The sequence below is a fragment of the Acidovorax sp. MR-S7 genome (genome assembly GCF_000400995.2).
In the GTDB taxonomy this organism is placed as follows: Bacteria; Pseudomonadota; Gammaproteobacteria; order Burkholderiales; family Burkholderiaceae_C; genus MR-S7.
Genome location: NZ_DF238999.1, coordinates 221,636 through 241,776, shown reverse-complemented (window position 1 = coordinate 241,776; position 20,141 = coordinate 221,636). Strand labels below are relative to the sequence as shown.

Genomic DNA, 20,141 nt, shown 5'->3' with positions numbered 1-20,141 from the left:
CCTTGCCTTACGGAGAATTGCCCATGACCCCCGCCACGCCAGCCCACAAGCGCATCCTGCTCAAGTTGTCTGGCGAGGCCCTCATGGGTGACGATGCGTTCGGCATCAACCGCGCCACCATCGTGCGCATGGTCGAGGAGATTGCCGAGGTCACGCGCCTGGGCGTGCAGGTGGCGGTGGTGATCGGAGGGGGAAACATCTTCCGCGGCGTGGCCGGCGGCTCCGTGGGCATGGACCGCGCCACCGCCGACTACATGGGCATGCTGGCCACCGTCATGAACTCCCTGGCGCTGGCCGATGCCATGGACAAGCAGGGCCTCACCGCGCGCGTGATGTCGGCCATCGGCATCGAGCAGGTGGTCGAGCCCTACGTGCGTCCCAAGGCGCTGCAGTACCTCGAAGAAGGCAAGGTGGTGGTGTTCGCCGCCGGCACGGGCAACCCCTTCTTCACTACCGACACGGCCGCCGCGCTGCGCGGCGCCGAGGTGGGCGCAGAGGTGGTGCTCAAGGCCACCAAGGTGGACGGCGTCTACACCGCCGACCCGATGAAGGACCCGTCCGCGACGCGCTACGCCAAGCTGTCGTTCGACGAGGCCATGTCGCGCAACCTGGGCATCATGGATGCCACGGCCTTCGCGCTGTGCCGCGACCAGAAGCTGCCGATCCGCGTGTTCTCCATCGTCAAGCACGGCGCACTCAAGCGCGTGGTGATGGGTGAGGACGAAGGCACATTGGTGTACGCTTGACCGCTTTGCCGCACGCCTTGGGCTGCAGCAAGTGCAGCAGGAGAAACACATGACCATTGCCGACATCAAGAAGAACGCAGAGGCCAAGATGGAGCAGTCCATCGCCGCCTTCAAGAACAACCTGTCCAAGATCCGCACCGGCCGTGCCAACCCGGCGCTGCTGGACACCATCCACGTCGAGTACTACGGCTCCATGGTGCCGCTGTCGCAGGTGGCCAACGTGTCGCTGCTCGATGCGCGCACGATCAGCGTGCAGCCCTGGGAAAAGAACATGGGCGCCAAGATCGAGAAGGCCATCCGCGAAAGCGAGCTGGGCCTGAACCCCGCGTCCCTGGGCGACCTGATCCGCGTGCCCATGCCTCCGATGAGCGAGGAGCGCCGCAAGGAAATGACCAAGCTCGCGCGCAGCGAGGGCGAGAACGCCAAGGTGGCCGTGCGCAACCTGCGCCGAGATGCCAACGAAGGCGTGAAGAAGCTGGTCAAGGACAAGCTGGCTTCCGAGGACGACCAGAAGCGCTGCGAGGCCGACATCCAGAAGGCCACCGACAAGCGCATCGCCGAGATCGACACCTTGGTTGCGGCCAAGGAACAGGAAATCATGGCGATCTGATCCGCCCGCTCGGATCGGTCGGGACGCCATGTCCGCAGCAGCCAAAGAGGCTCCGGGAGCCATTCCCCACCACATCGCCATCGTCATGGACGGCAACGGCCGCTGGGCCACGCGCCGCTTCCTGCCGCGCCTGGCGGGCCACCGCCAGGGCGTGGAGTCGCTGCGCCGCTGCGCGCGCGCCTGCGCCGAGCGCGGCGTGGCCGTGCTGACGGTGTTCGCCTTTTCCTCCGAGAACTGGAACCGCCCGGCCGACGAGGTCTCGGGCCTCATGGATCTGCTGGGCAAGGCCCTGGCGCGCGAAGTGCCGCAGCTGTGCCAGGACGGCGTGCGCCTGCACTTCGTGGGCAACAAGGCGGGCCTGTCCGACAAGGTGCGCGCAGGCCTGCAGCAGGCCGAGGCGCTCACGGCCGGCAACGGCCGCCTCGTGCTCAACGTGTGCTTCAACTACGGCGGCCGCTGGGACATCGCCCAGGCCGCGGCCGCCCTGGCGGCACGCGGCGAGCCGATCACCGAGGCCAGCCTGCACGCGGCCATGGGCATGTCCCACGTGCCCGACCCCGACCTGCTGATCCGCACCGGCGGTGAGAAGCGCATCAGCAACTTCCTGCTGTGGCAGGCCGCCTATTCCGAGCTGTACTTCAGCGACCGCCTGTGGCCGGATTTCGACGAGGCCGCGCTCGACGAGGCCATCGCCGACTATGCGGGGCGCGAGCGCCGCTTCGGCCGCACGTCCGACCAGGTCCAGGCCACAGTGGCCTGACCCTCACGAAAGGAGCCCCCGTGCTCAAACAGCGTGTCATCACCGCCCTGGTCCTGCTGGCCATCCTGCTGCCGGCCCTGTTCTATCCGTCGCCCGCCGCGTTCGCGGCCGTGGCGCTGGTGCTCATGGCTGCGGGTGCATGGGAGTGGGGGCGGCTCAACGGCCTGGGCGGCAGCGCCAGCTTGGGCCTGGGAGCCCTGTGCGTGGCGCTGTGCGGCGCAGCCTGGGCCGTGGGCTGGCTGCAGCAGCCGCTGCCATGGCTCTGGGCCATCGGGGGAGCTGCATGGGTGTTGGGCGGCGCGCTGCTGCTGCGCGGCGGCGTGGAAGGCTGGCCGCGCGTGCCGCGCCTGCTGCGCGTCGTGGGCGGCGTGCTGGCGCTGTGGCTGGCATGGCTGGCCGTGGCGCAAGCGCGCGTGGCGGGCATCAACTACCTGCTGTCGGTGCTCACGCTGGTGTGGATGGCCGACATCGCCGCCTACTTCGCGGGCCGCGCGTTCGGGCTGAAATTCACCCGGAACAAGCTGGCCCCCGCCATCAGCCCCGGCAAGAGCTGGGAAGGTGTGTGGGGCGGCATGCTCGGCGTGCTGCTGCTGGCCGTGTGCTGGACGCTGGCCGACACGCATTGGCAGGCCGCCGTGCCCAGCTTCTATTCGCTGCTGGCGCGGCGCGGCTGGTGGCTGCTGGTGCTCGGCGCGGTCTTCATGGCGGCGATGAGCGTGTTGGGTGACCTCGTGGAATCGCTCATCAAGCGTAGCGCAGGCGTCAAGGACAGCAGCGGCCTGCTGCCGGGCCACGGCGGCGTGCTCGACCGCATCGATGCGCTGCTGCCCACGCTGCCGCTGGCCTTGATGCTCTCTCACTACGCCTCCGCATGACACAACGCATCACGGTGCTGGGCTCCACGGGCTCGATCGGCACCAACACCCTCGACGTGGTGGCGCGCCATCCCGGTCGCTACGAAATCTTCGCGTTGAGCGCGGCTACCCAGGTGGACCTGCTGCTCGCGCAGTGCGCGCAGTTCCGCCCGCGCTACGCGGTGATGGCCAGCCCGGAGCACGCACGCCAGCTCGCCGAGAAGCTCAAGGCCAACGGCCTCGTAACCGAGGTGCTTCATGCGCAGGATGCTCTTGAGACCATAGCATCGCACGACGAGGTGGACGCCGTCATGGCGGCCATCGTCGGCGCGGCGGGCTTGTCGCCCTGCCTGGCGGCAGCGCGCGCGGGCAAGCGGCTGCTGCTGGCCAACAAGGAGGCACTGGTCGTCGGCGGCGCGTTCTTCATGGCCGCCGTGCGCGAAGGCGGCGCGACGCTGCTGCCGATCGACAGCGAGCACTCGGCCATCTTCCAGTCGCTGCCGGACGACCCCGCCACCTGGGCCGCGCGCGTGGAGCGCATCGTCCTCACCGCCTCGGGCGGACCGTTCCGCACGCGCGCGCCGGCATCGCTGGATACCGTCACGCCCGACGAGGCCTGCGCGCACCCCAACTGGGTCATGGGCCGCAAGATCTCGGTCGATTCAGCCACCATGATGAACAAGGCGCTGGAGGTGATCGAGGCACGCTGGCTTTTCGACCTCGCGCCCGAGCAGATCGACGTGGTGATCCACCCCCAGAGCGTGATCCATTCGATGGTGCAGTACCGCGACACCTCGGTCGTCGCACAGCTCGGCACGCCCGACATGCGCGTGCCCATCGCCTATGGCCTGGCCTGGCCAGAGCGCATCGCCAGCGGTGCCGCACCGCTGGACTTCACCCGCCTGGCCGGCCTGACGTTCGAGGAGGCCGACGCCGTGCGCTTCCCCGGCCTGCACCTGTCCTGGCAGGCACTGCGCGCCGCGCCCGGCACCACGGCGGTGCTCAACGCGGCCAACGAGGTAGCGGTGGCCGCGTTCCTGGAGCAGCGCATCCGCTTCGACCAGATCCACGCGCTCAACCTTGCAACTTTGGAGGCGGTGCAGCCCTCCAACCCCGATTCGCTGCAGGCCCTGCTGGCCCTGGACGCGCAGACGCGCGCCGTGGCGCAGGAATTGGCGCGGCGCTTCGGATAAGTGAGCTGCCCGCGCTTGCCAGACAAGGGTTTTCAATGGTTTTCAATGCGAAACCCTTGTCTGGAAAGCGCCGAAAGCTATGATTTTTGAAAAGGAACCGGCATGCTGCTGACCCTCGTCGCCTTCATCGCCGCGCTGGGCGTGCTGATCGCCGTGCATGAATACGGCCACTACCGCGTGGCCGTGGCCTGCGGCGTCAAGGTGCTGCGCTTCTCGGTGGGCTTCGGCAAGCCGCTGCTGCGCTGGCAGCCCCAGGGCTCGCCCACCGAGTTCGTCGTCGGCGCGTTCCCGCTGGGCGGCTACGTGAAGATGCTCGACGAGCGCGAGGCGCCCGTCGCGCCGCACGAGCGCCACCTGGCCTTCAACACCCAGCCGCTGCGCGCGCGCGCCGCCATCGTCGCGGCCGGGCCGCTGGCCAATCTGCTGCTGGCCGTGCTGCTCTATGCGGCCGTCAGCTGGATCGGCGTGGAGGAGCCCAGGGCCTACGTCGCCAGCCCCGTGGCCGGCTCCATCGCCGAGCGCGCGGGCCTGCGCGGCGGCGAGCTGGTGCTGAGCGCCGCCGTCGGCGAGAGCGAGCCCGAGGATGTGCGCTCGTTCGAGGACCTGCGCTGGGCGCTCACGCGCGGCGCGCTCGATGGCGAAAACGTGCGCCTGGCAGTGCAGGCAGCGCCCGGCGCGCCGGCGCGCGACGTGCTGCTGCGCCTGGAAGGCATGGATGTGCGCGAGGCCGACGCGGAGCTCTTCCGCAAGATCGGCATCGCCGGCCCGTGGACGCGCCCTCTGCTCGGCGACATCATGCCCGGCGGCGCGGCCGAGCGCGCGGGCCTGCGCGCGGGCGACCTGGTGCAGCGCGTGGGCGTGGTGGAGGCGGTGGACGGCGCGCAGCTGCGCGAACTCATCCGCGCTGGCATACGGGACGGGCAGCCGTTCGCGCAGCGCTGGCGCATCGAGCGCGGCGGGCGCATGCTCGACATCGAGGTCACGCCCGACCTGGCGCAGGAGCCCGGTGGCGCGGTGGGCCGCATCGGCGCCTACGTGGGCGCTGCGCCCGAGATGGTGACCGTGCGCCATGGCCCGCTGGAGGGCGTGTGGAAGGGGATGGCGCGCACCTGGGAAATGTCGTCGCTCACGCTGCGCATGATGGGCCGCATGGTGATCGGCGAGGCCTCCATCAAGAACCTCAGCGGCCCGCTCACCATCGCCGACTATGCGGGCCGCTCGGCCAGCATGGGCCTCACCCAATACCTGGCCTTCCTGGCCCTCATCAGCGTGAGCCTGGGGGTGCTGAACCTGCTGCCCGTGCCCGTTCTGGATGGGGGGCACCTGATGTATTATCTTTGGGAAGGGGTGACCGGGCGCGGCGTCTCCGAGGCCTGGATGGAGCGTCTGCAGCGCGGTGGCGTGGCGGTGCTCCTGCTCATGATGTCCATTGCCCTGTTCAACGATGTCACCCGGTATGTCACCCGGCTCTTTGGCTAACCTTTTTGCCGCATGCGCGCTGCCATGGCGGCTCCAGCTTCATTCATGAGAACACACATCAATCGCCTGGGCGTGCGCACGGCATCGGCCGTAGCGGCCATGATCTTCGCGGCCAACGCGGCCTGGGCCCTGGAGCCGTTCAAGGTGCAGGACATCCGCGTGGAGGGCCTGCAGCGGGTGGAGCCCGGCACCATCTTCGCGTCGCTGCCGCTGCGGGTGGGCGACGAATACAACGACGACAAAGGCGCCGCGGCCATCCGCGCGCTGTTCGCGCTGGGCCTGTTCAAGGACGTGCGCCTCGAAGCTTCCGGCAGCGTGCTGGTGGTGGTCGTGGAGGAGCGCCCGACCATCGCCGACGTCGAGTTCGCCGGTACCAAGGAGTTCGACAAGGACACGCTCAAGAAGGCCATGCGCGACGTGGGCCTGACGGAAGGGCGTCCCTACGACAAGGCGCTGGCCGACCGCGCCGAGCAGGAGCTCAAGCGCCAGTACATCAACCGCAGCCTGTACGGCGCCGAAGTGGTCACGACGGTCACGCCCATCGAGCGCAACCGCGTCAACCTGACCTTCACGGTCACCGAGGGCGGGCCCGCCAAGATCAAGGACATCACCATCGTCGGCAACAACGCCTTCAGCGATTCCACGCTCAAGGGGCTGTTCGACCAGGACACCGGCGGCTGGCTGAGCTGGTACACCAAGAGCGACCGCTACTCGCGCGCCAAGCTCAACGCCGACCTGGAAACCCTGCGCTCGTACTACCTGGCGCGCGGCTACCTGGAGTTCCGCATCGACTCCACCCAGGTCGCCATCTCGCCCGACAAGCAGGGCATCTCCATCACCGTCAACGTCACCGAAGGCCAGAAATACGTGGTGTCCGGCGTGAAGCTGGAGGGCAGCTACCTGGACCGCGACGACGAGTTCAAGTCGCTCATCACCATCCGCCCCGGCGAGCCCTACAACGCCGACCGCGTGGCCGAGACCACCAAAGCCTTCAGCGACCATTTCGGCAACTTCGGCTTCGCCTTCGCGCGCGTGGAGGCCGTGCCCGAGATCGACCGCGAGAACGCCCGCGTGGCCCTGGTGCTGCGCGCAGAGCCTTCGCGCCGCGCCTACGTGCGCCGCATCAACGTGAGCGGCAACAACCGCACGCGCGACGAAGTCATCCGCCGCGAATTCCGCCAGTACGAGGCCTCCTGGTACGACGGCGACAAGATCAAGCTCTCGCGCGACCGCGTGGACCGCCTGGGCTTCTTCACCGATGTCAACGTCGAGACGCAGGAAGTGCCCGGCGCGCCCGACCAGGTGGACCTGGTGGTGAACGTCACCGAGAAGCCCACCGGCTCGCTGCAGCTCGGCGCGGGCTTTTCCAGCGCGGAGAAGATCTCGCTGTCCTTCGGCATCAAGCAGGAAAACGTCTTCGGCTCGGGCAACTACCTGGGCGTGGACGTGAACACCAGCAAGTACCGCCGCACGCTGGTCTTCTCCACCACCGATCCGTACTTCACCAAGGACGGCATCTCCCGCACGCTGGACCTGTACTACCGCACGGCCAAGCCCTACGAGGACCAGGGCGGCAACTACCAGCTCGTCACCGCCGGCACCAGCGTGCGCTTCGGCGTGCCGTTCAGCGAGACGGACACGGTGTTCTTCGGCGGCGGCGTGGAGCAGACCAACATCAAGGCGGGCACCAACATCCCGGCGGCCTACCTGGCCTACGCCGAGGAATACGGCACCACCAGCATGTCCGTGCCGCTGACCATCGGCTGGTCGCGCGACGACCGCGACAGCGCGCTGGCACCCAATTCCGGCCGTTACCAACGCCTGAACTCCGAATGGTCGGTGGCGGGCGATGCGCGCTACGTGCGTGCCAATTACCAGATCCAGCAGTACGTGCCGCTGAACAAGCAGTTCACGCTGGCATTCAATGGCGAGCTGGGCATGGGCAAGGGCATGAACGGCCAGTCGTTCCCCGTGTTCAAGAACTTCTACTCGGGGGGGCTGGGCTCGGTGCGCGGCTTCGACCAGGGCACGCTGGGCCCGCGCGACGTGACAGGCGCCTCGCTGGGCGGCCCCAAGAAGGTCACGCTGAACGCAGAACTCATCGCGCCATTCCCCGGCGCCGGCAACGACCGCACGCTGCGCTGGTACGCCTTCGTCGATGCGGGCAACGTGTACGGCGAGCACGAGAATTGGGAGATGAGCGAAATGCGCGCCTCGGCGGGCCTGGGCATCTCCTGGATCTCGCCGCTGGGCCCGCTGCGTATCGCCTATGCACAGCCCGTGCGCAAATTCGCTGGCGATAGAATCCAGAAACTGCAATTCCAGATCGGAACGTCTTTCTAATGAAATCCTTTTCCCGCCATATTCCCCTGGTCTTCCTGCTGGGCACCCTGGCCACTGCCGTGCCTGCGCAAGCCCAGGAGTTCAAGGCCGGCTTCGTGAACACCGACCGCATCTTCCGCGAGGCCAGCACCGCCAAGGCGGCGCAGGCCAAGCTGGAGCAGGAATTCTCCCGCCGGGAGAAAGAGCTGGTGGACCAGGGCAATGCGCTCAAGTCCGCCACCGAGAAGTTCGAACGCGAAGCGCCCACCATGGCCGAGAGCCAGCGCGTTTCGCGCCAGCGCCAGCTGGTCGACCAGGACCGCGACTTCCAGCGCAAGCGCCGCGAGTTCCAGGAAGACCTGACCGCACGCAAGAACGAAGAGCTGGGCCAGGTGCTCGAGCGCGCCAACAAGGTGGTCAAGCAGGTCGCCGAATCGGAGAAGTACGACGTCATCCTCCAGGAGGCCGTCTACATCAACCCCAAGCACGACATCACCGACAAGGTGATCAAGGCGATGAACGCTGCTGCCGGCAACGGCGGCAAGTGATGCATTGGCTCAGGGTGGGCAACGCGTGAGTGTGCGGCTCGGGCAGATCGTCGACGCGCTCGGCGGAAGCCTCGAAGGGGGCGACAGGGACACGGAAATCCTGCGCATCGCCCCTCTGGAGTCCGCAGGGCCAGGCGATCTGGCCTTCCTGAACAACCCCCGCTACCAGTCGCAACTGGCCGCCTCCCGGGCGGCCTGCGTCATTGTGGCGCCCGCGATGCGGGCCGTGGCGCTGCAGCGCGGCGCCTGCATCGTGGCGGACGAGCCCTATGTCTATTTCGCCCGCGCCACCCAGTGGTGGAAACGGGCGCAGGGCGGGGGCGAGCGCGCGGGCATCCACCCCAGCGCCGTCGTGGACCCCGAGGCGCACGTGCACCCCACGGCATGGATCGGCCCGCTGTGCGTGGTCGAGCGCGGCGCGTCCATCGGCGCGCACACGGTGCTCAAGTCGCGCGTCACGGTTGGCGAGCGCTGCAGCGTGGGCGAGCGCTGCATCCTGCATCCGGGCGTAGTGGTCGGCGCAGACGGCTTCGGCTTCGCGCCGCAGAACGGACAGTGGGTGAAGATCGAGCAGCTCGGGGCCGTGCGCATCGGCGACGACGTGGAGATCGGCGCCAATACCTGCATCGACCGCGGCGCCCTGGGCGACACGGTGATCGAGGAGGGCGTCAAGCTCGACAACCTAGTCCAGATCGCCCACAACGTGCACATCGGCCGCCACACCGCGATGGCCGGCTGCGCGGCCGTGGCAGGCAGCACCAAGATCGGCGCGCACTGCACCATCGCCGGTGCCGCGCGCATCGTGGGGCACCTGCAATTGGCGGACAATGTGCACGTTTCCACCAGCACGGTGGTCACGCATTCGATCTCGCAACCCGGGCAGTACACCGGGGTGTTCCCCATGGACGACAATGCGAAATGGGAAAAGAACGCGGCCACGCTGCGCCAGTTGTACCGGCTGCGTGAGCGCATCAAGGCTCTCGAACAAACACGAAAAGACGGCTAGGCCGCATCAAAAAATGATGGACATCCACCAAATCCTCAAGCTCCTGCCCCACCGCTATCCGTTCCTGCTGGTGGACCGGGTGGCCGAGCTCGAGCGCGGCAAGCGCATCCAGGCGATCAAGAACGTCACCATCAACGAGCCTTTCTTCACGGGCCACTTTCCTGCCCGCCCGGTGATGCCCGGCGTGCTGATGCTGGAGGCCCTGGCCCAGGCCGCGGGCCTGCTGTCGTTCGACATGATGGGCGAGGCCCCCGGCGACGACAAGGTGTTCTATTTCGTGGGCATCGACGGCGCGCGCTTCAAGCGCCCCGTGGAGCCGGGCGACCAGCTCATCCTCGACGTGGAGCTCGACCGCATCAAGGGCGGCATCTACAAGTTCAAGGGCGTGGCCCGCGTGGGCGACAGCGTGGCCTGCGAAGCCGAGATCATGTGCACCATGCGCACGGTGGCCTGATCGGCCCTGGAATGCCGTGAGCGCGATCCATCCCACAGCCATCGTCGATCCCGCCGCGCAGCTCGCTGGCGATGTCTCGATCGGGCCTTACGCGGTTATCGGGCCGCACGTGACCATCGGCGCGCGTACCACGGTGGGCGCGCACTGCGTGATCGAGGGGCACACCACGATCGGCGAGGACAACCGCATCTTCCAGTTCGCCTCGCTCGGCGCCGCGCCGCAGGACAAGAAGTACGCGGGCGAGCCCACGCGCCTCGTGATCGGGCACCGCAACACCATCCGCGAGTTCTGCACCTTCAACACCGGCACCGCGCAGGACCGCGGCGAGACCGTGATCGGCGACGACAACTGGATCATGGCCTATGTGCACATCGCGCACGACTGCGTGGTGGGCAGCCAGACCATCCTGGCCAACAACGCCACGCTGGCCGGCCACGTGCACGTGGGCGACTGGGCCATCATCGGCGGCCTGACGGGCGTGCACCAGTTCTCGCGTATCGGCGCGCATGCGATGGCCGGGTTTGCCAGCCACGTGTCGCAGGACGTGCCGCCTTTCATGATGGTGGACGGCAACCCGCTGGCTGTGCGCGGCCTCAACACCGAGGGCCTGCGCCGCCGGGGTTTCTCGCCGCAGCGCGTGGCGGGCCTCAAGCAGGCCTACCGGCTGCTGTACCGCCAGGGCCTCACGCTGGAAGCGGCGGTAACGGCCATGCAGGAGGCGGGGCAGGCGCACCCCGAGGCCGTGCAGGACATCGCCCTGCTGCGCGATTTCGTCGCCGCATCGCGCCGCGGCATCGCCCGCTGAAAGGGCGAGGGCATGCAGCATCCGCCACAGTACTCGCCAAAGGTGGCGATGGTGGCCGGCGAAACGTCCGGCGACTTGCTGGCCGGCCTGCTGCTCGATGGCCTGCAGGCCCAATGGCCCGGCGTGGCGGGCCACGGCATCGGCGGCGCGCAGATGCAGGCGCGCGGCTTCGATGCCTGGTGGCCCAGCGAACGGCTGGCCGTGCACGGCTACAGCATCGAGCTGGTGCGGCGCCTGCTGGGCATCCTGAAGATCCGCAAGGACTTGCGCGCGCGGCTGCTGGCGGACAAGCCCGACGTGCTCATCGGCGTGGATGCGCCCGACTTCAACTTGGGCCTGGAGCGCGACCTGCGTGCCGCCGGCGTGAAGACAGTGCACTTCGTCTGCCCGTCTATCTGGGCGTGGCGCGCCAACCGCGTGGAGAAGATCCGCGCCAGCGCGGACCATGTGCTGTGCATCTTTCCGTTCGAGCCCGAACTGCTCGCGCGCCACGGCATCGCCGCGACCTATGTGGGCCATCCGCTGGCCAGCGTCATTCCGATGCAGCCCGACCAGCAGGCCGCACGCGCCCAGCTGGGGCTGGCGCAGGACGACGAGGTACTGGCCATCCTGCCCGGCAGCCGGTTGGCCGAGGTGGCCTACATCGCCAAACCCTTCTTTCAGGCTGCAGCGCTTATCAGGAAAGCGCGGCCAGCTATCAAACTGGTAGTGCCCGCCGTGCCTGCGCTGCGCGTGCGCATCGAGCAGATCGCGCGCGAGTGCGGCGTGCTGGAGCAGCTCACCCTCGTCACCGGCCAGTCGCATGCCGTGCTGGCGGCCTGCGACTGCACGCTGATCGCCAGCGGCACGGCCACGCTGGAGGCAGCGCTCTTCAAACGCCCCATGGTCATCGCCTACCACATGCACCCGATCAGCTGGCGGCTGATGCGGCGCAAGCAGCTGCAGCCCTGGGTGGGGCTGCCCAACATCCTGTGCCGCGATTTCGTGGTGCCCGAGCTGCTGCAGGACGCCGCCACGCCCCAGGCGCTGGCCGACGCCGTGCAACAGTGGCTGGACGCGCCTGCGCGCGATCCGGCCCGCATGGCTTCCCTCGAACGACGTTTCACCGCGCTGCACGAAAGCCTGCGGCGCGATACCCCCCGCCTTGCCGCCGATGCGATCCAGAAAATCCTCGCTTGAACAGGGCTGCCTCGACTGGCATCCGCCCGGCCTGGTCGCGGGCGTGGACGAGGCCGGGCGCGGCCCGCTGGCCGGGCCTGTGGTGGCCGCCGCGGTGATCCTGGACGACCTGCAGCCCATCGCCGGGCTGGCTGATTCCAAGGTGCTGAGCGCCGCACGCCGCGAGCAGCTCTTCGACGAAATCCGCGCCAGGGCCCTGTGCTGCAGTGTCGCAGAGGCCAGCGTGGAGGAGATCGACCGCCTCAACATCCTGCAGGCCACCATGCTCGCCATGCGCCGCGCGGTGCAGGGCCTGCGCCTGAAGCCCGTGCGCGTGCTGGTGGATGGCAACCGCCTGCCGCCGCTGGACGTGCCGGCCGAGGCCATCGTCAAGGGCGATGCGCTGGTGCAGGCCATCTCGGCCGCTTCCATCCTCGCCAAGGTCACGCGCGACCGCTGGTGCGCGCAGCTCCACACGGAGTACCCGCAGTACGGGTTCGCAGGCCACAAGGGCTACGGCACCCTCGAACACATGGCTGCGCTGCAGGCGCACGGCGCCTGTCCGCAGCACCGCCGCTCGTTTGCGCCCGTGGCGCGCGCCCTTCAGGCCGTTTCCGCATGACTGCCACGCCTCTCACCATCCATTCGCGCGACAACGCCTTCGTCAAGGGCCTGCGCCGCCTGTCGCAGGACAGCACCGCCTACCGCAAGCAGGGCCGCGTGTGGCTGGAAGGCGATCATCTGTGCAGTGCGCTGCTCGCGCGCGGCCGGCGCCCGGCCTTGGCCGTGTTTTCAGAGTCTTTTTGGCCTGTAGCGCCCGAGCAGTATGCGCGAGCAGCTATCAAGAACATAGTCATCGCCGATGCCCTGTGGGCCGACATCAGCGCACTGGAATCGCCGGCGCGCATGGGTTTCGTGCTCGACATGCCCGCCGCTGCGGCGCTGGATGCCGATGCGCCCACGGTGGTGCTCGACCGGCTGCAGGATGCGGGCAACGTGGGCTCCATCCTGCGCAGCGCCTCGGCCTTCGGCTTCACGCAGGTGGCTGCGCTCAAGGGCACGGCGCTGCTCTGGTCGCCCAAGGTGCTGCGCGCGGGCATGGGCGCGCATTTCGCACTGAGGCTGGTAGAGGGGCTGGACGAGCAACACATCGACACCCTGCGCGTGCCGCTGCTGGCCACCAGCTCGCACCAGGGCGACTGGCTGCACCGCGCTGCGCTGCCGTGGCCGTGCGGCTGGATCCTGGGGCACGAAGGGCAGGGCGTGTCGCCCGCGCTGCAAGCGCGGGCGCGCCTGCACATCCGCATCACCCAGCCGGGGGGCGAGGAGTCCCTCAACGTGGGCGCAGCCGCTGCCATCTGCCTGCATGCGAGCGCGGCGGCGCGCTGCTGAGCCTGCTCTCAGTCGGTGCCCGTCAGGCAGGGCACGTTGATGTCCTTCTTGAACAGCCGGCAGTTCGCGGCAAACGACGCCTCCACGCCCGCGTTGCGGTTGCGCTGGAATTGCGCCAGCTTGTTTTCCTCGTAGCGGGGATGGGGCGGAACGCCCTCGGGGCGGTCCAGGCTCTCGGCCCACACGGAGGCATAGCACACGCTCTTGCTCGCGCATGCGTGCTCCGCAGCCCGCCGCACGTAGTTGCGGTCGCCGGCCTTGTCCGTGGGCACCATCACGTAGACATGGATGCCATACTGGCCGATCACCTGGTCTTGCTGGGCATGGGCCTGGAACGCGCAGAGGGTGCATAGGAAGGTCGTCAGTGCGAGGAGCTGCTGTTTCATGTCTTTTCGGGATGGCAAGGATGGGGAAGAAGCGCTCAGCCCCTGGCTGGGGCGGCCGTGGATTGTGCACGCTGGACGGAGCTACTGACGCGCCGCAAGCATGCAAAGCAAAATGACCACCACGGTGATGCTGGGCGTTGCCCAGACGCTGGCCTGGGCATCGTCGTACTACCTGCCCGCCGTGCTCGCGGACCCCATGGGCAGGGACACCGGAATGTCCTCCTCCGGCATCTTCGGCGCCTTCTCGATGGCATTGCTGTTCGCCGCAGGGATCGGCCCGTGGGCCGGGCGCGCGATCGACCGCTTCGGCGGGCGGCCGGTGCTGGTCCTCAGCAACCTGGTGTTCGCAGCCGGCTTGGCTGCGATGAGCCAGGCCTCCCAGCCCGTCCATGTCTTTGCCGCATGGGCCGTGATGGGACTGGCCATGGGCAGCGGGCTCTATGAGGCGGCATTCGCCACGCTGGTGCGCCTGCATGGCCAGGAAGCCCGCCGCGCGATCACCGGGATCACCTTGCTGGGCGGTTTCGCGAGCACCGTGGGCTGGCCCCTGTCGGCCTATGTGGAAACCACCGCCGGCTGGCGCAGTGCCTGCCTGGTGTGGGCGGGGCTTCACCTGTTCCTGGGGTTGCCGCTGAACGCGATGCTGCCCAAGGTGGTGCGGGGCGACGCCGGGGCCGCCGAGACAAGGCCCGCGCATGCCGATGCCCATCAGCCGGGCGTGCCCGTCGCACGCCAACGGCGTGCGGCCCTGCTCATGGCCTGCGTGTTTGCCATCGCATGGTTCAACAGCACCGCCATGGCAGCGCATCTACCCAAGGTCCTGCAGGCTTGCGGAGTGGCGGCGGCAGCGGCCATCGGCATCGCGGCGCTGGTGGGGCCTGCGCAGGTGGGAGGGCGGCTGATCGAGTTCACCGTGCTCAGGCATGCGCACCCGCTGCTGTCTGCGCGGCTGGCCACACTGGCGCATCCGCTGGGCGTACTGTTGCTGGTGCTGCTGGGCGGGTATGCGGCGCCGGCTTTTGCCGTGCTGCACGGCCTGGGCAACGGCATCCTGACCATCGCCATCGGAACGCTGCCGCTGCTGGTGTTCGGTGCGCAGGGCTACGGGCAGCGGCAGGGGCTGCTGATGGTGCCGGCCCGCGTCGTCCAGGCGGGCGCGCCTTTCCTGTTCGGGCTGGCGGTGGAGCAGTGGGGCGCGGGCGCCCTGGCGTTCTCCGCGCTGCTGGGGGTGCTGGCGTTCGGCGCGTTGGCCGTCCTGGCGTCCGACATGCGGCAGGAATGAGCCGGCGCCATCCCAGTGCCCGTCAATCCAGTGTGACGTGCGCCTTGCGCACGATGTCGCGGTACTTGGCGATCTCGGAATGGATCAGCGTTCCGAATTCCGCCGCCGTTCCACCCGCAGGTTCCAGCCCCATCGACAGCAGCTTTTGCTGTGTGTCCGGCTGGGCCAGCATGCGGCGCAGCTCCGCATTGAGCTTTTCGACGATGGGCTGGGGTGTTCCCCGGGGCGCGACGATGCCGTACCAGGTGCCGTCCTCGAAGCCGGGCAGCGCTGCTTCCGAGAGGGTGGGAACGTCCGGCAGCGCGGAGACGCGCTGCTTCGACGACACACCCAGGGCGCGCAGCTTGCCGGACTTCACGAACGGCACGAGCGTGACCAGGTTGTCGAACTGCGCATCGGTGACGCCTCCCAGCAGGTCGTTGGTGGCCGGAGCGCTGCCCTTGTAAGGCACATGGGCCACGTCGATCCCGGCAGCGAGGGCGAAGCTCACGCCGCCCAGGTGCTGGGCCGTACCCGTGCCGCCGTTGCCGATGGCGATCTTGCCTGGCTGGCGCTTGGCCAGCTGCACGAAATCGCGCGCGGTGGTTGCGTCCACCTTCGTGGGATTCACCACGAGCAGCAGCGGTGCGCGCACCAGCAATGCGACAGGCTGGAAGTCGCTGGCGGAGTCGTAGTTGAGTTTGGGATAGAGCGATGGATTCACCGCCATGAACCCCGCTGCCGCCAAGGTGAGCGTGTAGCCGTCGGGCGCTGCCTTGGCGCCCGCTTCCGCGCCGATGTTGCCGCCCGCGCCGGGACGGTTTTCCACCACTGCCGGCTGCCCCCAGGCATTGGAAAGCTGCTGGGCCACCATGCGGCCCAGCGTATCCGAGGCTCCCCCCGGGGGGAACGGAACGATCACGCGCAGCGGCTTGTTCGGATAGTCGGCCTGTGCCATGGCCGCGCCGGGCAAGCCGAGCGCGCAGCAGAGAGCCGTGGCAATGGACAGGAGTTGGCGTCGTGGCGAGTGCATGGTGGCTGTGCCTTTCTGGTGCGGCCTGGGGTCAGTCGATCTTTGCGCCGGAGGTCTTGACGACCTGCGCCCAGCGCTGCGTTTCGGAGGCGATGAAGCTGCGGAATTCCTCCGGGCTGCTCGGCATGGGGGTGACGCCCATCTTGGCCAGCTGGGCCTGGAAGTCGGGGGCGTCGATCGCCTTGCGCATTTCACCGTTGAGCTTGTTGACAACGTCTTTCGGCGTGCCTGCAGGCGCCAGGAAGCCGAACCAGACGGTCATGTCGAATCCGGGCAACGTTTCCGAGATGGCAGGGATCTCCTTGGCGGCTGCGGAGCGCTGCATGCTGGAAACGCCCAGTGCGCGCACGCGTCCGCTTTCGACTTGCGGCAGCACGGCAGGCATCTGGTCGAACAGCATCTGCACTTGCCCTCCGATGAGATCCTGCATGGCGGGGCCGCCGCCCTTGTAGGGCACGTGCGTGAGTTCGACTCCGGCCGCGGACTTGAGCATCTCTGCCGCAAGATGGCTGGACGTGCCATTGCCGTTGGACGCGTAGTTGAGCTTGCCGGGATGGGCCTTGGCATAGGCCACCAGCTCCTTGACGTTGGCGGCCGGCACAGACGGATGCACGACGAGCAGGTTGGGCACGCCGGCATATCGGCCGATGGGCGTCAGATCCTTGATGGGATCGAAGGGCATCTTGGCGTAGAGCGCCGGGTTGATCGCCAGCCCGATCGGTCCCATGAGCAGGGTATAGCCGTCGGGTTCGGACTTGGCCACGACCTCCATGCCCACGTTGCCGCCCGCGCCGGGGCGGTTGTCCACGACCACGGGCTGCCCCAGGCTCTGTCCCATGCGGTCTGCCAGCAGGCGCGCCAGGATGCTGGTCGTACCTCCTGCAGCGAAGGGCACGACCAGGCGGATGGGCTTGGTGGGATAGGCCGCGGTGCTGGCGTGCGCAATGCCTGCCCCCGTCAGGATGGCGGCGGCAGCGATGAGCAGTGCGCGGCGGCGCAGCGGTGAAGAAAAGGTCATGGCGTTGTCTCCTGGTTTGTTGTCTGGAAGTGGGGTGGCGCGTCAGGCCACGCTGTAGCGGTCCACGAATTCCTGTCGCACCGTGATGCCCAGGCCCGGGCGATCAGGGATTTCCACGTAGCCGTCCTGCACGGTGAACTGTTCTTCGGCCAGTTCCTGGAGCAGCGGGTTGGCTCCCACGGAGTACTCCAGGATGAAGCCTGCGGGCGATGCGGCAGCCACGTGCATGCCGGCAGAGAAGGCTAGCGCGCCGGTCCACAGGTGCGGCGCGAGCTTGATGTTCCATGCGGCGGCAAGCGCGCCGATGCGCATCGCCTCCGAGATGCCGCCGCAGATGGCGAGGTCGGGCTGGAAGACATCTGCCGCGCGCAGTTGCACGAGGTCACGGAAATCGAAACGGTTGAATTCGCTCTCGCCGGCCGCGATGGGAATGGCGGTGGCGGCACGTACCTCGGCCATGCCGTGCTTGTCGTCGGCCGTGACGGGCTCTTCGAACCACAGCAGGTTGCAGTCTTCCACCAAGCGGCAAAAGCGCTTGGCCTCCGCTACGGTGTAGGTGCCGTGCGCGTCGCAGGCCAGGCCGATGTCGGGCCCCAGGGCTTCGCGCGCGGCGCGCACCCGGCGTGCCGAATGGATCGGATCGCCGTCGATCACGCCCACACGCATCTTCACCGCCTTGAAGCCACCGAGTGCGACATAGCCCAGCAGCTGCTCGCCGATGTGTTGCGCATCGGCCCAGCCGCCCGATGCATAGGCGGGCATGCGTTCGGATTTGCGCCCTCCCAGCAGGCGCCAGACCGGGGCGTTCAGGTGCTTGCCCAGAATGTCCCACAGCGCCATGTCGATGCCGCTGATCGCAGCCACCGAGACACCGCGGCGGCCCATGATGGGAAACACATGGCCATGCGCCAGTGCGTAGTGCCCCCGGCAGCCGTTGTACATGAGCTCCCACAGGCGGTTGATGTCGCGCGGGTCCTCACCCACCAGCGCGGGGCCGAACTTGTGGTTGATGATGGCCACGACCCCGTGGCTGTTGCCTTCGCTGCCGACTTCCTCCTTGGCTTCGCCCCAGCCGACCAGGCCGCACTCGGTTTCGATGCGCACGAGGACCGAATCAAACGACGCGACGCGGCCGAAATCCGAGACGTGCTGCTTTTCGTAGGGAATGGGAACGTGGAGCCATCGGGCCTGGATGCTTTTGATCTTCATGGGACAAGGAGCAGGGGGTGGAACAAGAAGGGGCTAGCTGCCGAGGCGGGCCCAGCGCGCGCGAATGGCGCTCTCAGCCTCCGGGTTGCAGAGGTGGCGTGGCAGATGGCCTGCTTGCATCTGCAGCAGCTGTTCGGCTACGCCGGCGCTCATGCGCTGCATGCTGTCGCGGGTAATGCCGGCCAAGTGCGGTGTGAGGCGCACGCGCGGCAGCTCCCGCAGCCGCGATGCGCAGGGCAGGGGCTGGGTCTCGAAGACGTCCAATGCCGCGCCTGCCACCTGGCCGCTTTCGAGCGCTGCGATCAGCGCAGGGGTGTCGATCACCGCGCCGCGCGCCACGTTCACGATGAACAGGCCCCGTTTGGCATGCGCCAGGGCATCGGCGTCGACGAGGTGGCGCGTCGCGTCGGTGAGCGGGCAGGCCAGCACGAGGAAATCGGCCTGGCGGAGGGCCTTGGCCAGGGATGTGCAGGGGATCGGGTCGCCAGCGGTTGCAGTGCTGCGCCGTACGCCGAGCACACGCATGCCGAAGCCTGCGGAGCACATTCCTGCCAAGGCGCGGCCGATGGCTCCCAGGCCTACGATGGCGACGGTCTTTCCATGCAGGTCGGGCAGATGCTCGGCCGCGGCGCGTGGGGCGTTCCATTGCCCTGCGCGCAGCAGGTCCTCCATTTCCGGGAGCTGCCGCGCCAGGGAGAGCATCTGCCCCATGGCGTATTCGGCCACGCTGCGCGCATTGACGGCCGGCACGTTGGCAACTGCCACGCCTTGGTCGCTGGCCTTGTCCACGGGGATCATGTCCAGGCCTGCGCCGTGGCGCACGACGCCGCGCAGCGCGGGAGCTGCGGCGAACAGATCGCCAGGCAGGGGTGCTCGTACCACGATGTACTGCGTGTCTCGAGCCATCGCGCGCAGGGTGTCGGCGTCGGTAGCGGGCGCATGGCGCAGCTCGAACTGGAGTGACAGCGCTTGTTCCACGCCGGCCTCCATGGGGTTGGTGAGCAAAACGATGGGCGGCGGCATGGCGCTTCAGTCCTGCCCTGGGCGGGCATTGGCAGGCTGTACGTGGCCCATCCAGTAGCGCTCGACGTTGCCCAGGTGCTGGTTGAGCACGTCCAGCGCCTTGCCCGTGTCTCCCTGCGCGATGGCGTTGCGCAGCGCCGTGTGCTGGGTGATGGACCGCTTGGCATTGCCGGGCTCGCTGAAATACTGCTCGCGCCGCGCCCGTGACGCCAGCCAGAAGGAGTTGGCTGCGCGCTGTATCAGCCGGTTGCCGCTGGCGGCACACAGCGCCATGTGGAATTGGGCGTCCTGCTCGCTGAGCGATTGCCCGGCGGCATGGCGCGCCCGCGATGCGGTGAGGATCAGGTCCAGGTGGTCCATGTCCTGCTCCGTGCGGCGCTGGCAGGCCAGGGTGACGGCCTGGATTTCGAGCATGGAGCGGAACTGGTTGAGATCGAGTACGTCGGCGGCCGACACCGGCATGCCCAGGTCCGACTCCAGCACCACCATGTCGAGCGAGGCTTCTGTGGCGATGTCCTTGAGGTAGATGCCCGATTGGGGGCGCCGCTCGAGCACGCGCATCGCCTCCAGCGTAGCCAATGCCTCGCGAAGGATGCCGCGGCTGACCTGGAAGCGCTCGGCCAGTTCACGCTCCGAAGGAATACGTTCGCCCGGCTGGTAGCCGCGTTCGCGGATGAACGGAAGGATGCGGGCGAGGACTTGCTGGGTTTCCATGGATCGGCGTTAATTTGGTCTAACCAATTTGGTTGAACCAATTTTGAGGCCGAGATATGCTTTTCTGACTACGGGTTATCCCGGCCACGTTGCGTGCAGTGCTGATCGAGGTAGATGGGGTGGCGCCCGGCGCAGCGGAGCGATTCCCTGGAGGGCACTTGGCCTGGAAA

Annotated in this window: 21 protein-coding genes; 15 read left to right on the top strand and 6 right to left on the bottom strand. The window is 68.1% G+C overall.

What is annotated here, in order from left to right; genetic code table 11:
* The first annotated feature begins 23 nt into the window (after positions 1–23).
* From pyrH to AVS7_RS22115, 14 genes are all read left to right on the top strand, one after another.
* A complete protein-coding gene (gene pyrH, locus AVS7_RS22180) occupies positions 24–746 on the top strand; it encodes a UMP kinase (RefSeq protein WP_020230243.1) in 723 nt (240 codons plus the stop codon).
* Positions 747–795: 49 nt separating this feature from the next.
* Positions 796–1,356 (top strand): ribosome recycling factor, encoded by a 561-nt coding sequence (frr, locus tag AVS7_RS22175; RefSeq protein WP_020230242.1) that lies wholly within the window; start codon positions 796–798, stop codon positions 1,354–1,356.
* A 28-nt stretch (positions 1,357–1,384) separates the two neighbouring features.
* A complete protein-coding gene (gene uppS, locus AVS7_RS22170; RefSeq protein ID WP_020230241.1) occupies positions 1,385–2,116 on the top strand; it encodes a polyprenyl diphosphate synthase in 732 nt (243 codons plus the stop codon).
* 20 nt (positions 2,117–2,136) lie between these two features.
* Complete coding sequence (locus AVS7_RS22165) at positions 2,137–2,991, top strand: phosphatidate cytidylyltransferase (protein WP_020230240.1); 855 nt, start codon at positions 2,137–2,139, stop codon at positions 2,989–2,991.
* Positions 2,988–4,163, top strand: a complete 1,176-nt coding sequence (ispC, locus tag AVS7_RS22160) for a 1-deoxy-D-xylulose-5-phosphate reductoisomerase (RefSeq protein WP_020230239.1) — start codon at positions 2,988–2,990, stop codon at positions 4,161–4,163. Before AVS7_RS22165 ends, ispC begins: the two co-directional genes overlap by 4 nt.
* A gap of 102 nt (positions 4,164–4,265) precedes the next feature.
* Positions 4,266–5,642 carry an RIP metalloprotease RseP gene (gene rseP / locus AVS7_RS22155; protein WP_020230238.1) on the top strand — a complete coding sequence of 459 codons (1,377 nt, stop codon included), beginning with the start codon at positions 4,266–4,268 and terminating at the stop codon, positions 5,640–5,642.
* Between the two features lie 45 nt (positions 5,643–5,687).
* A complete protein-coding gene (bamA, locus tag AVS7_RS22150; RefSeq protein WP_020230237.1) occupies positions 5,688–7,985 on the top strand; it encodes an outer membrane protein assembly factor BamA in 2,298 nt (765 codons plus the stop codon).
* Positions 7,985–8,512 carry an OmpH family outer membrane protein gene (locus AVS7_RS22145; RefSeq protein ID WP_020230236.1) on the top strand — a complete coding sequence of 176 codons (528 nt, stop codon included), beginning with the start codon at positions 7,985–7,987 and terminating at the stop codon, positions 8,510–8,512. The genes bamA and AVS7_RS22145 overlap by 1 nt, the downstream gene beginning before the upstream one ends.
* Positions 8,513–8,537: 25 nt before the next feature.
* Complete coding sequence (gene lpxD, locus AVS7_RS22140; protein WP_034691357.1) at positions 8,538–9,518, top strand: UDP-3-O-(3-hydroxymyristoyl)glucosamine N-acyltransferase; 981 nt, start codon at positions 8,538–8,540, stop codon at positions 9,516–9,518.
* Between the two features lie 13 nt (positions 9,519–9,531).
* Positions 9,532–9,972: a 3-hydroxyacyl-ACP dehydratase FabZ gene (gene fabZ, locus AVS7_RS22135; RefSeq protein WP_024002097.1), complete on the top strand. Its 441-nt coding sequence runs from the start codon at positions 9,532–9,534 to the stop codon at positions 9,970–9,972.
* A gap of 16 nt (positions 9,973–9,988) precedes the next feature.
* Positions 9,989–10,777 carry an acyl-ACP--UDP-N-acetylglucosamine O-acyltransferase gene (lpxA, locus tag AVS7_RS22130; RefSeq protein ID WP_020230233.1) on the top strand — a complete coding sequence of 263 codons (789 nt, stop codon included), beginning with the start codon at positions 9,989–9,991 and terminating at the stop codon, positions 10,775–10,777.
* Between the two features lie 12 nt (positions 10,778–10,789).
* Positions 10,790–11,956, top strand: coding sequence for a lipid-A-disaccharide synthase (lpxB, locus tag AVS7_RS22125; protein ID WP_024002095.1), 1,167 nt, complete (start codon positions 10,790–10,792; stop codon positions 11,954–11,956).
* Positions 11,931–12,557, top strand: a complete 627-nt coding sequence (gene rnhB, locus AVS7_RS22120; RefSeq protein ID WP_024002094.1) for a ribonuclease HII — start codon at positions 11,931–11,933, stop codon at positions 12,555–12,557. The genes lpxB and rnhB overlap by 26 nt, the downstream gene beginning before the upstream one ends.
* Positions 12,554–13,327, top strand: coding sequence for an RNA methyltransferase (locus AVS7_RS22115; protein ID WP_020230230.1), 774 nt, complete (start codon positions 12,554–12,556; stop codon positions 13,325–13,327). Before rnhB ends, AVS7_RS22115 begins: the two co-directional genes overlap by 4 nt.
* Positions 13,328–13,335: 8 nt before the next feature.
* Here the strand turns inward: AVS7_RS22115 and AVS7_RS22110 are convergent, their stop codons facing one another.
* On the bottom strand, positions 13,336–13,713 hold the full coding sequence (locus AVS7_RS22110; protein ID WP_020230229.1) for a hypothetical protein: 378 nt from the start codon (positions 13,711–13,713) through the stop codon (positions 13,336–13,338).
* A 112-nt stretch (positions 13,714–13,825) separates the two neighbouring features.
* Between AVS7_RS22110 and AVS7_RS22105 the strand changes: the two genes are divergently transcribed.
* Positions 13,826–14,995 (top strand): MFS transporter, encoded by a 1,170-nt coding sequence (locus AVS7_RS22105; RefSeq protein WP_020230228.1) that lies wholly within the window; start codon positions 13,826–13,828, stop codon positions 14,993–14,995.
* A 22-nt stretch (positions 14,996–15,017) separates the two neighbouring features.
* Here the strand turns inward: AVS7_RS22105 and AVS7_RS22100 are convergent, their stop codons facing one another.
* The 5 genes from AVS7_RS22100 to AVS7_RS22080 are packed head-to-tail and all read right to left on the bottom strand — an operon-like array spanning position 15,018 to position 19,971.
* Positions 15,018–16,007: a tripartite tricarboxylate transporter substrate binding protein gene (locus tag AVS7_RS22100; protein WP_024002093.1), complete on the bottom strand. Its 990-nt coding sequence runs from the start codon at positions 16,005–16,007 to the stop codon at positions 15,018–15,020.
* Between the two features lie 31 nt (positions 16,008–16,038).
* Positions 16,039–17,025 (bottom strand): tripartite tricarboxylate transporter substrate binding protein, encoded by a 987-nt coding sequence (locus tag AVS7_RS22095; protein ID WP_020230226.1) that lies wholly within the window; start codon positions 17,023–17,025, stop codon positions 16,039–16,041.
* A gap of 42 nt (positions 17,026–17,067) precedes the next feature.
* Positions 17,068–18,234, bottom strand: a complete 1,167-nt coding sequence (locus AVS7_RS22090) for a mandelate racemase/muconate lactonizing enzyme family protein (RefSeq protein WP_020230225.1) — start codon at positions 18,232–18,234, stop codon at positions 17,068–17,070.
* Between the two features lie 33 nt (positions 18,235–18,267).
* Positions 18,268–19,257 carry a D-isomer specific 2-hydroxyacid dehydrogenase family protein gene (locus AVS7_RS22085; RefSeq protein ID WP_020230224.1) on the bottom strand — a complete coding sequence of 330 codons (990 nt, stop codon included), beginning with the start codon at positions 19,255–19,257 and terminating at the stop codon, positions 18,268–18,270.
* A gap of 6 nt (positions 19,258–19,263) precedes the next feature.
* Positions 19,264–19,971 (bottom strand): FadR/GntR family transcriptional regulator, encoded by a 708-nt coding sequence (locus tag AVS7_RS22080; RefSeq protein WP_020230223.1) that lies wholly within the window; start codon positions 19,969–19,971, stop codon positions 19,264–19,266.
* Between the last annotated feature and the right edge of the window lie 170 nt (positions 19,972–20,141).

What these genes read in the sequence shown, in the direction of transcription:
- pyrH (WP_020230243.1), top strand. Translation starts at nt 24, where the DNA reads ATGACCCCCGCCACGCCAGCCCACAAGCGCATCCTGCTCAAGTTGTCT.
- frr (WP_020230242.1), top strand. Translation starts at nt 796, where the DNA reads ATGACCATTGCCGACATCAAGAAGAACGCAGAGGCCAAGATGGAGCAG.
- uppS (WP_020230241.1), top strand. Translation starts at nt 1,385, where the DNA reads ATGTCCGCAGCAGCCAAAGAGGCTCCGGGAGCCATTCCCCACCACATC.
- ispC (WP_020230239.1), top strand. Translation starts at nt 2,988, where the DNA reads ATGACACAACGCATCACGGTGCTGGGCTCCACGGGCTCGATCGGCACC.
- rseP (WP_020230238.1), top strand. Translation starts at nt 4,266, where the DNA reads ATGCTGCTGACCCTCGTCGCCTTCATCGCCGCGCTGGGCGTGCTGATC.
- bamA (WP_020230237.1), top strand. Translation starts at nt 5,688, where the DNA reads ATGAGAACACACATCAATCGCCTGGGCGTGCGCACGGCATCGGCCGTA.
- AVS7_RS22145 (WP_020230236.1), top strand. Translation starts at nt 7,985, where the DNA reads ATGAAATCCTTTTCCCGCCATATTCCCCTGGTCTTCCTGCTGGGCACC.
- fabZ (WP_024002097.1), top strand. Translation starts at nt 9,532, where the DNA reads ATGATGGACATCCACCAAATCCTCAAGCTCCTGCCCCACCGCTATCCG.
- lpxB (WP_024002095.1), top strand. Translation starts at nt 10,790, where the DNA reads ATGCAGCATCCGCCACAGTACTCGCCAAAGGTGGCGATGGTGGCCGGC.
- rnhB (WP_024002094.1), top strand. Translation starts at nt 11,931, where the DNA reads ATGCGATCCAGAAAATCCTCGCTTGAACAGGGCTGCCTCGACTGGCAT.
- AVS7_RS22115 (WP_020230230.1), top strand. Translation starts at nt 12,554, where the DNA reads ATGACTGCCACGCCTCTCACCATCCATTCGCGCGACAACGCCTTCGTC.
- AVS7_RS22110 (WP_020230229.1), bottom strand. Translation starts at nt 13,713, where the DNA reads ATGAAACAGCAGCTCCTCGCACTGACGACCTTCCTATGCACCCTCTGC.
- AVS7_RS22105 (WP_020230228.1), top strand. Translation starts at nt 13,826, where the DNA reads ATGACCACCACGGTGATGCTGGGCGTTGCCCAGACGCTGGCCTGGGCA.
- AVS7_RS22100 (WP_024002093.1), bottom strand. Translation starts at nt 16,007, where the DNA reads ATGCACTCGCCACGACGCCAACTCCTGTCCATTGCCACGGCTCTCTGC.
- AVS7_RS22095 (WP_020230226.1), bottom strand. Translation starts at nt 17,025, where the DNA reads ATGACCTTTTCTTCACCGCTGCGCCGCCGCGCACTGCTCATCGCTGCC.
- AVS7_RS22090 (WP_020230225.1), bottom strand. Translation starts at nt 18,234, where the DNA reads ATGAAGATCAAAAGCATCCAGGCCCGATGGCTCCACGTTCCCATTCCC.
- AVS7_RS22085 (WP_020230224.1), bottom strand. Translation starts at nt 19,257, where the DNA reads ATGCCGCCGCCCATCGTTTTGCTCACCAACCCCATGGAGGCCGGCGTG.
- AVS7_RS22080 (WP_020230223.1), bottom strand. Translation starts at nt 19,971, where the DNA reads ATGGAAACCCAGCAAGTCCTCGCCCGCATCCTTCCGTTCATCCGCGAA.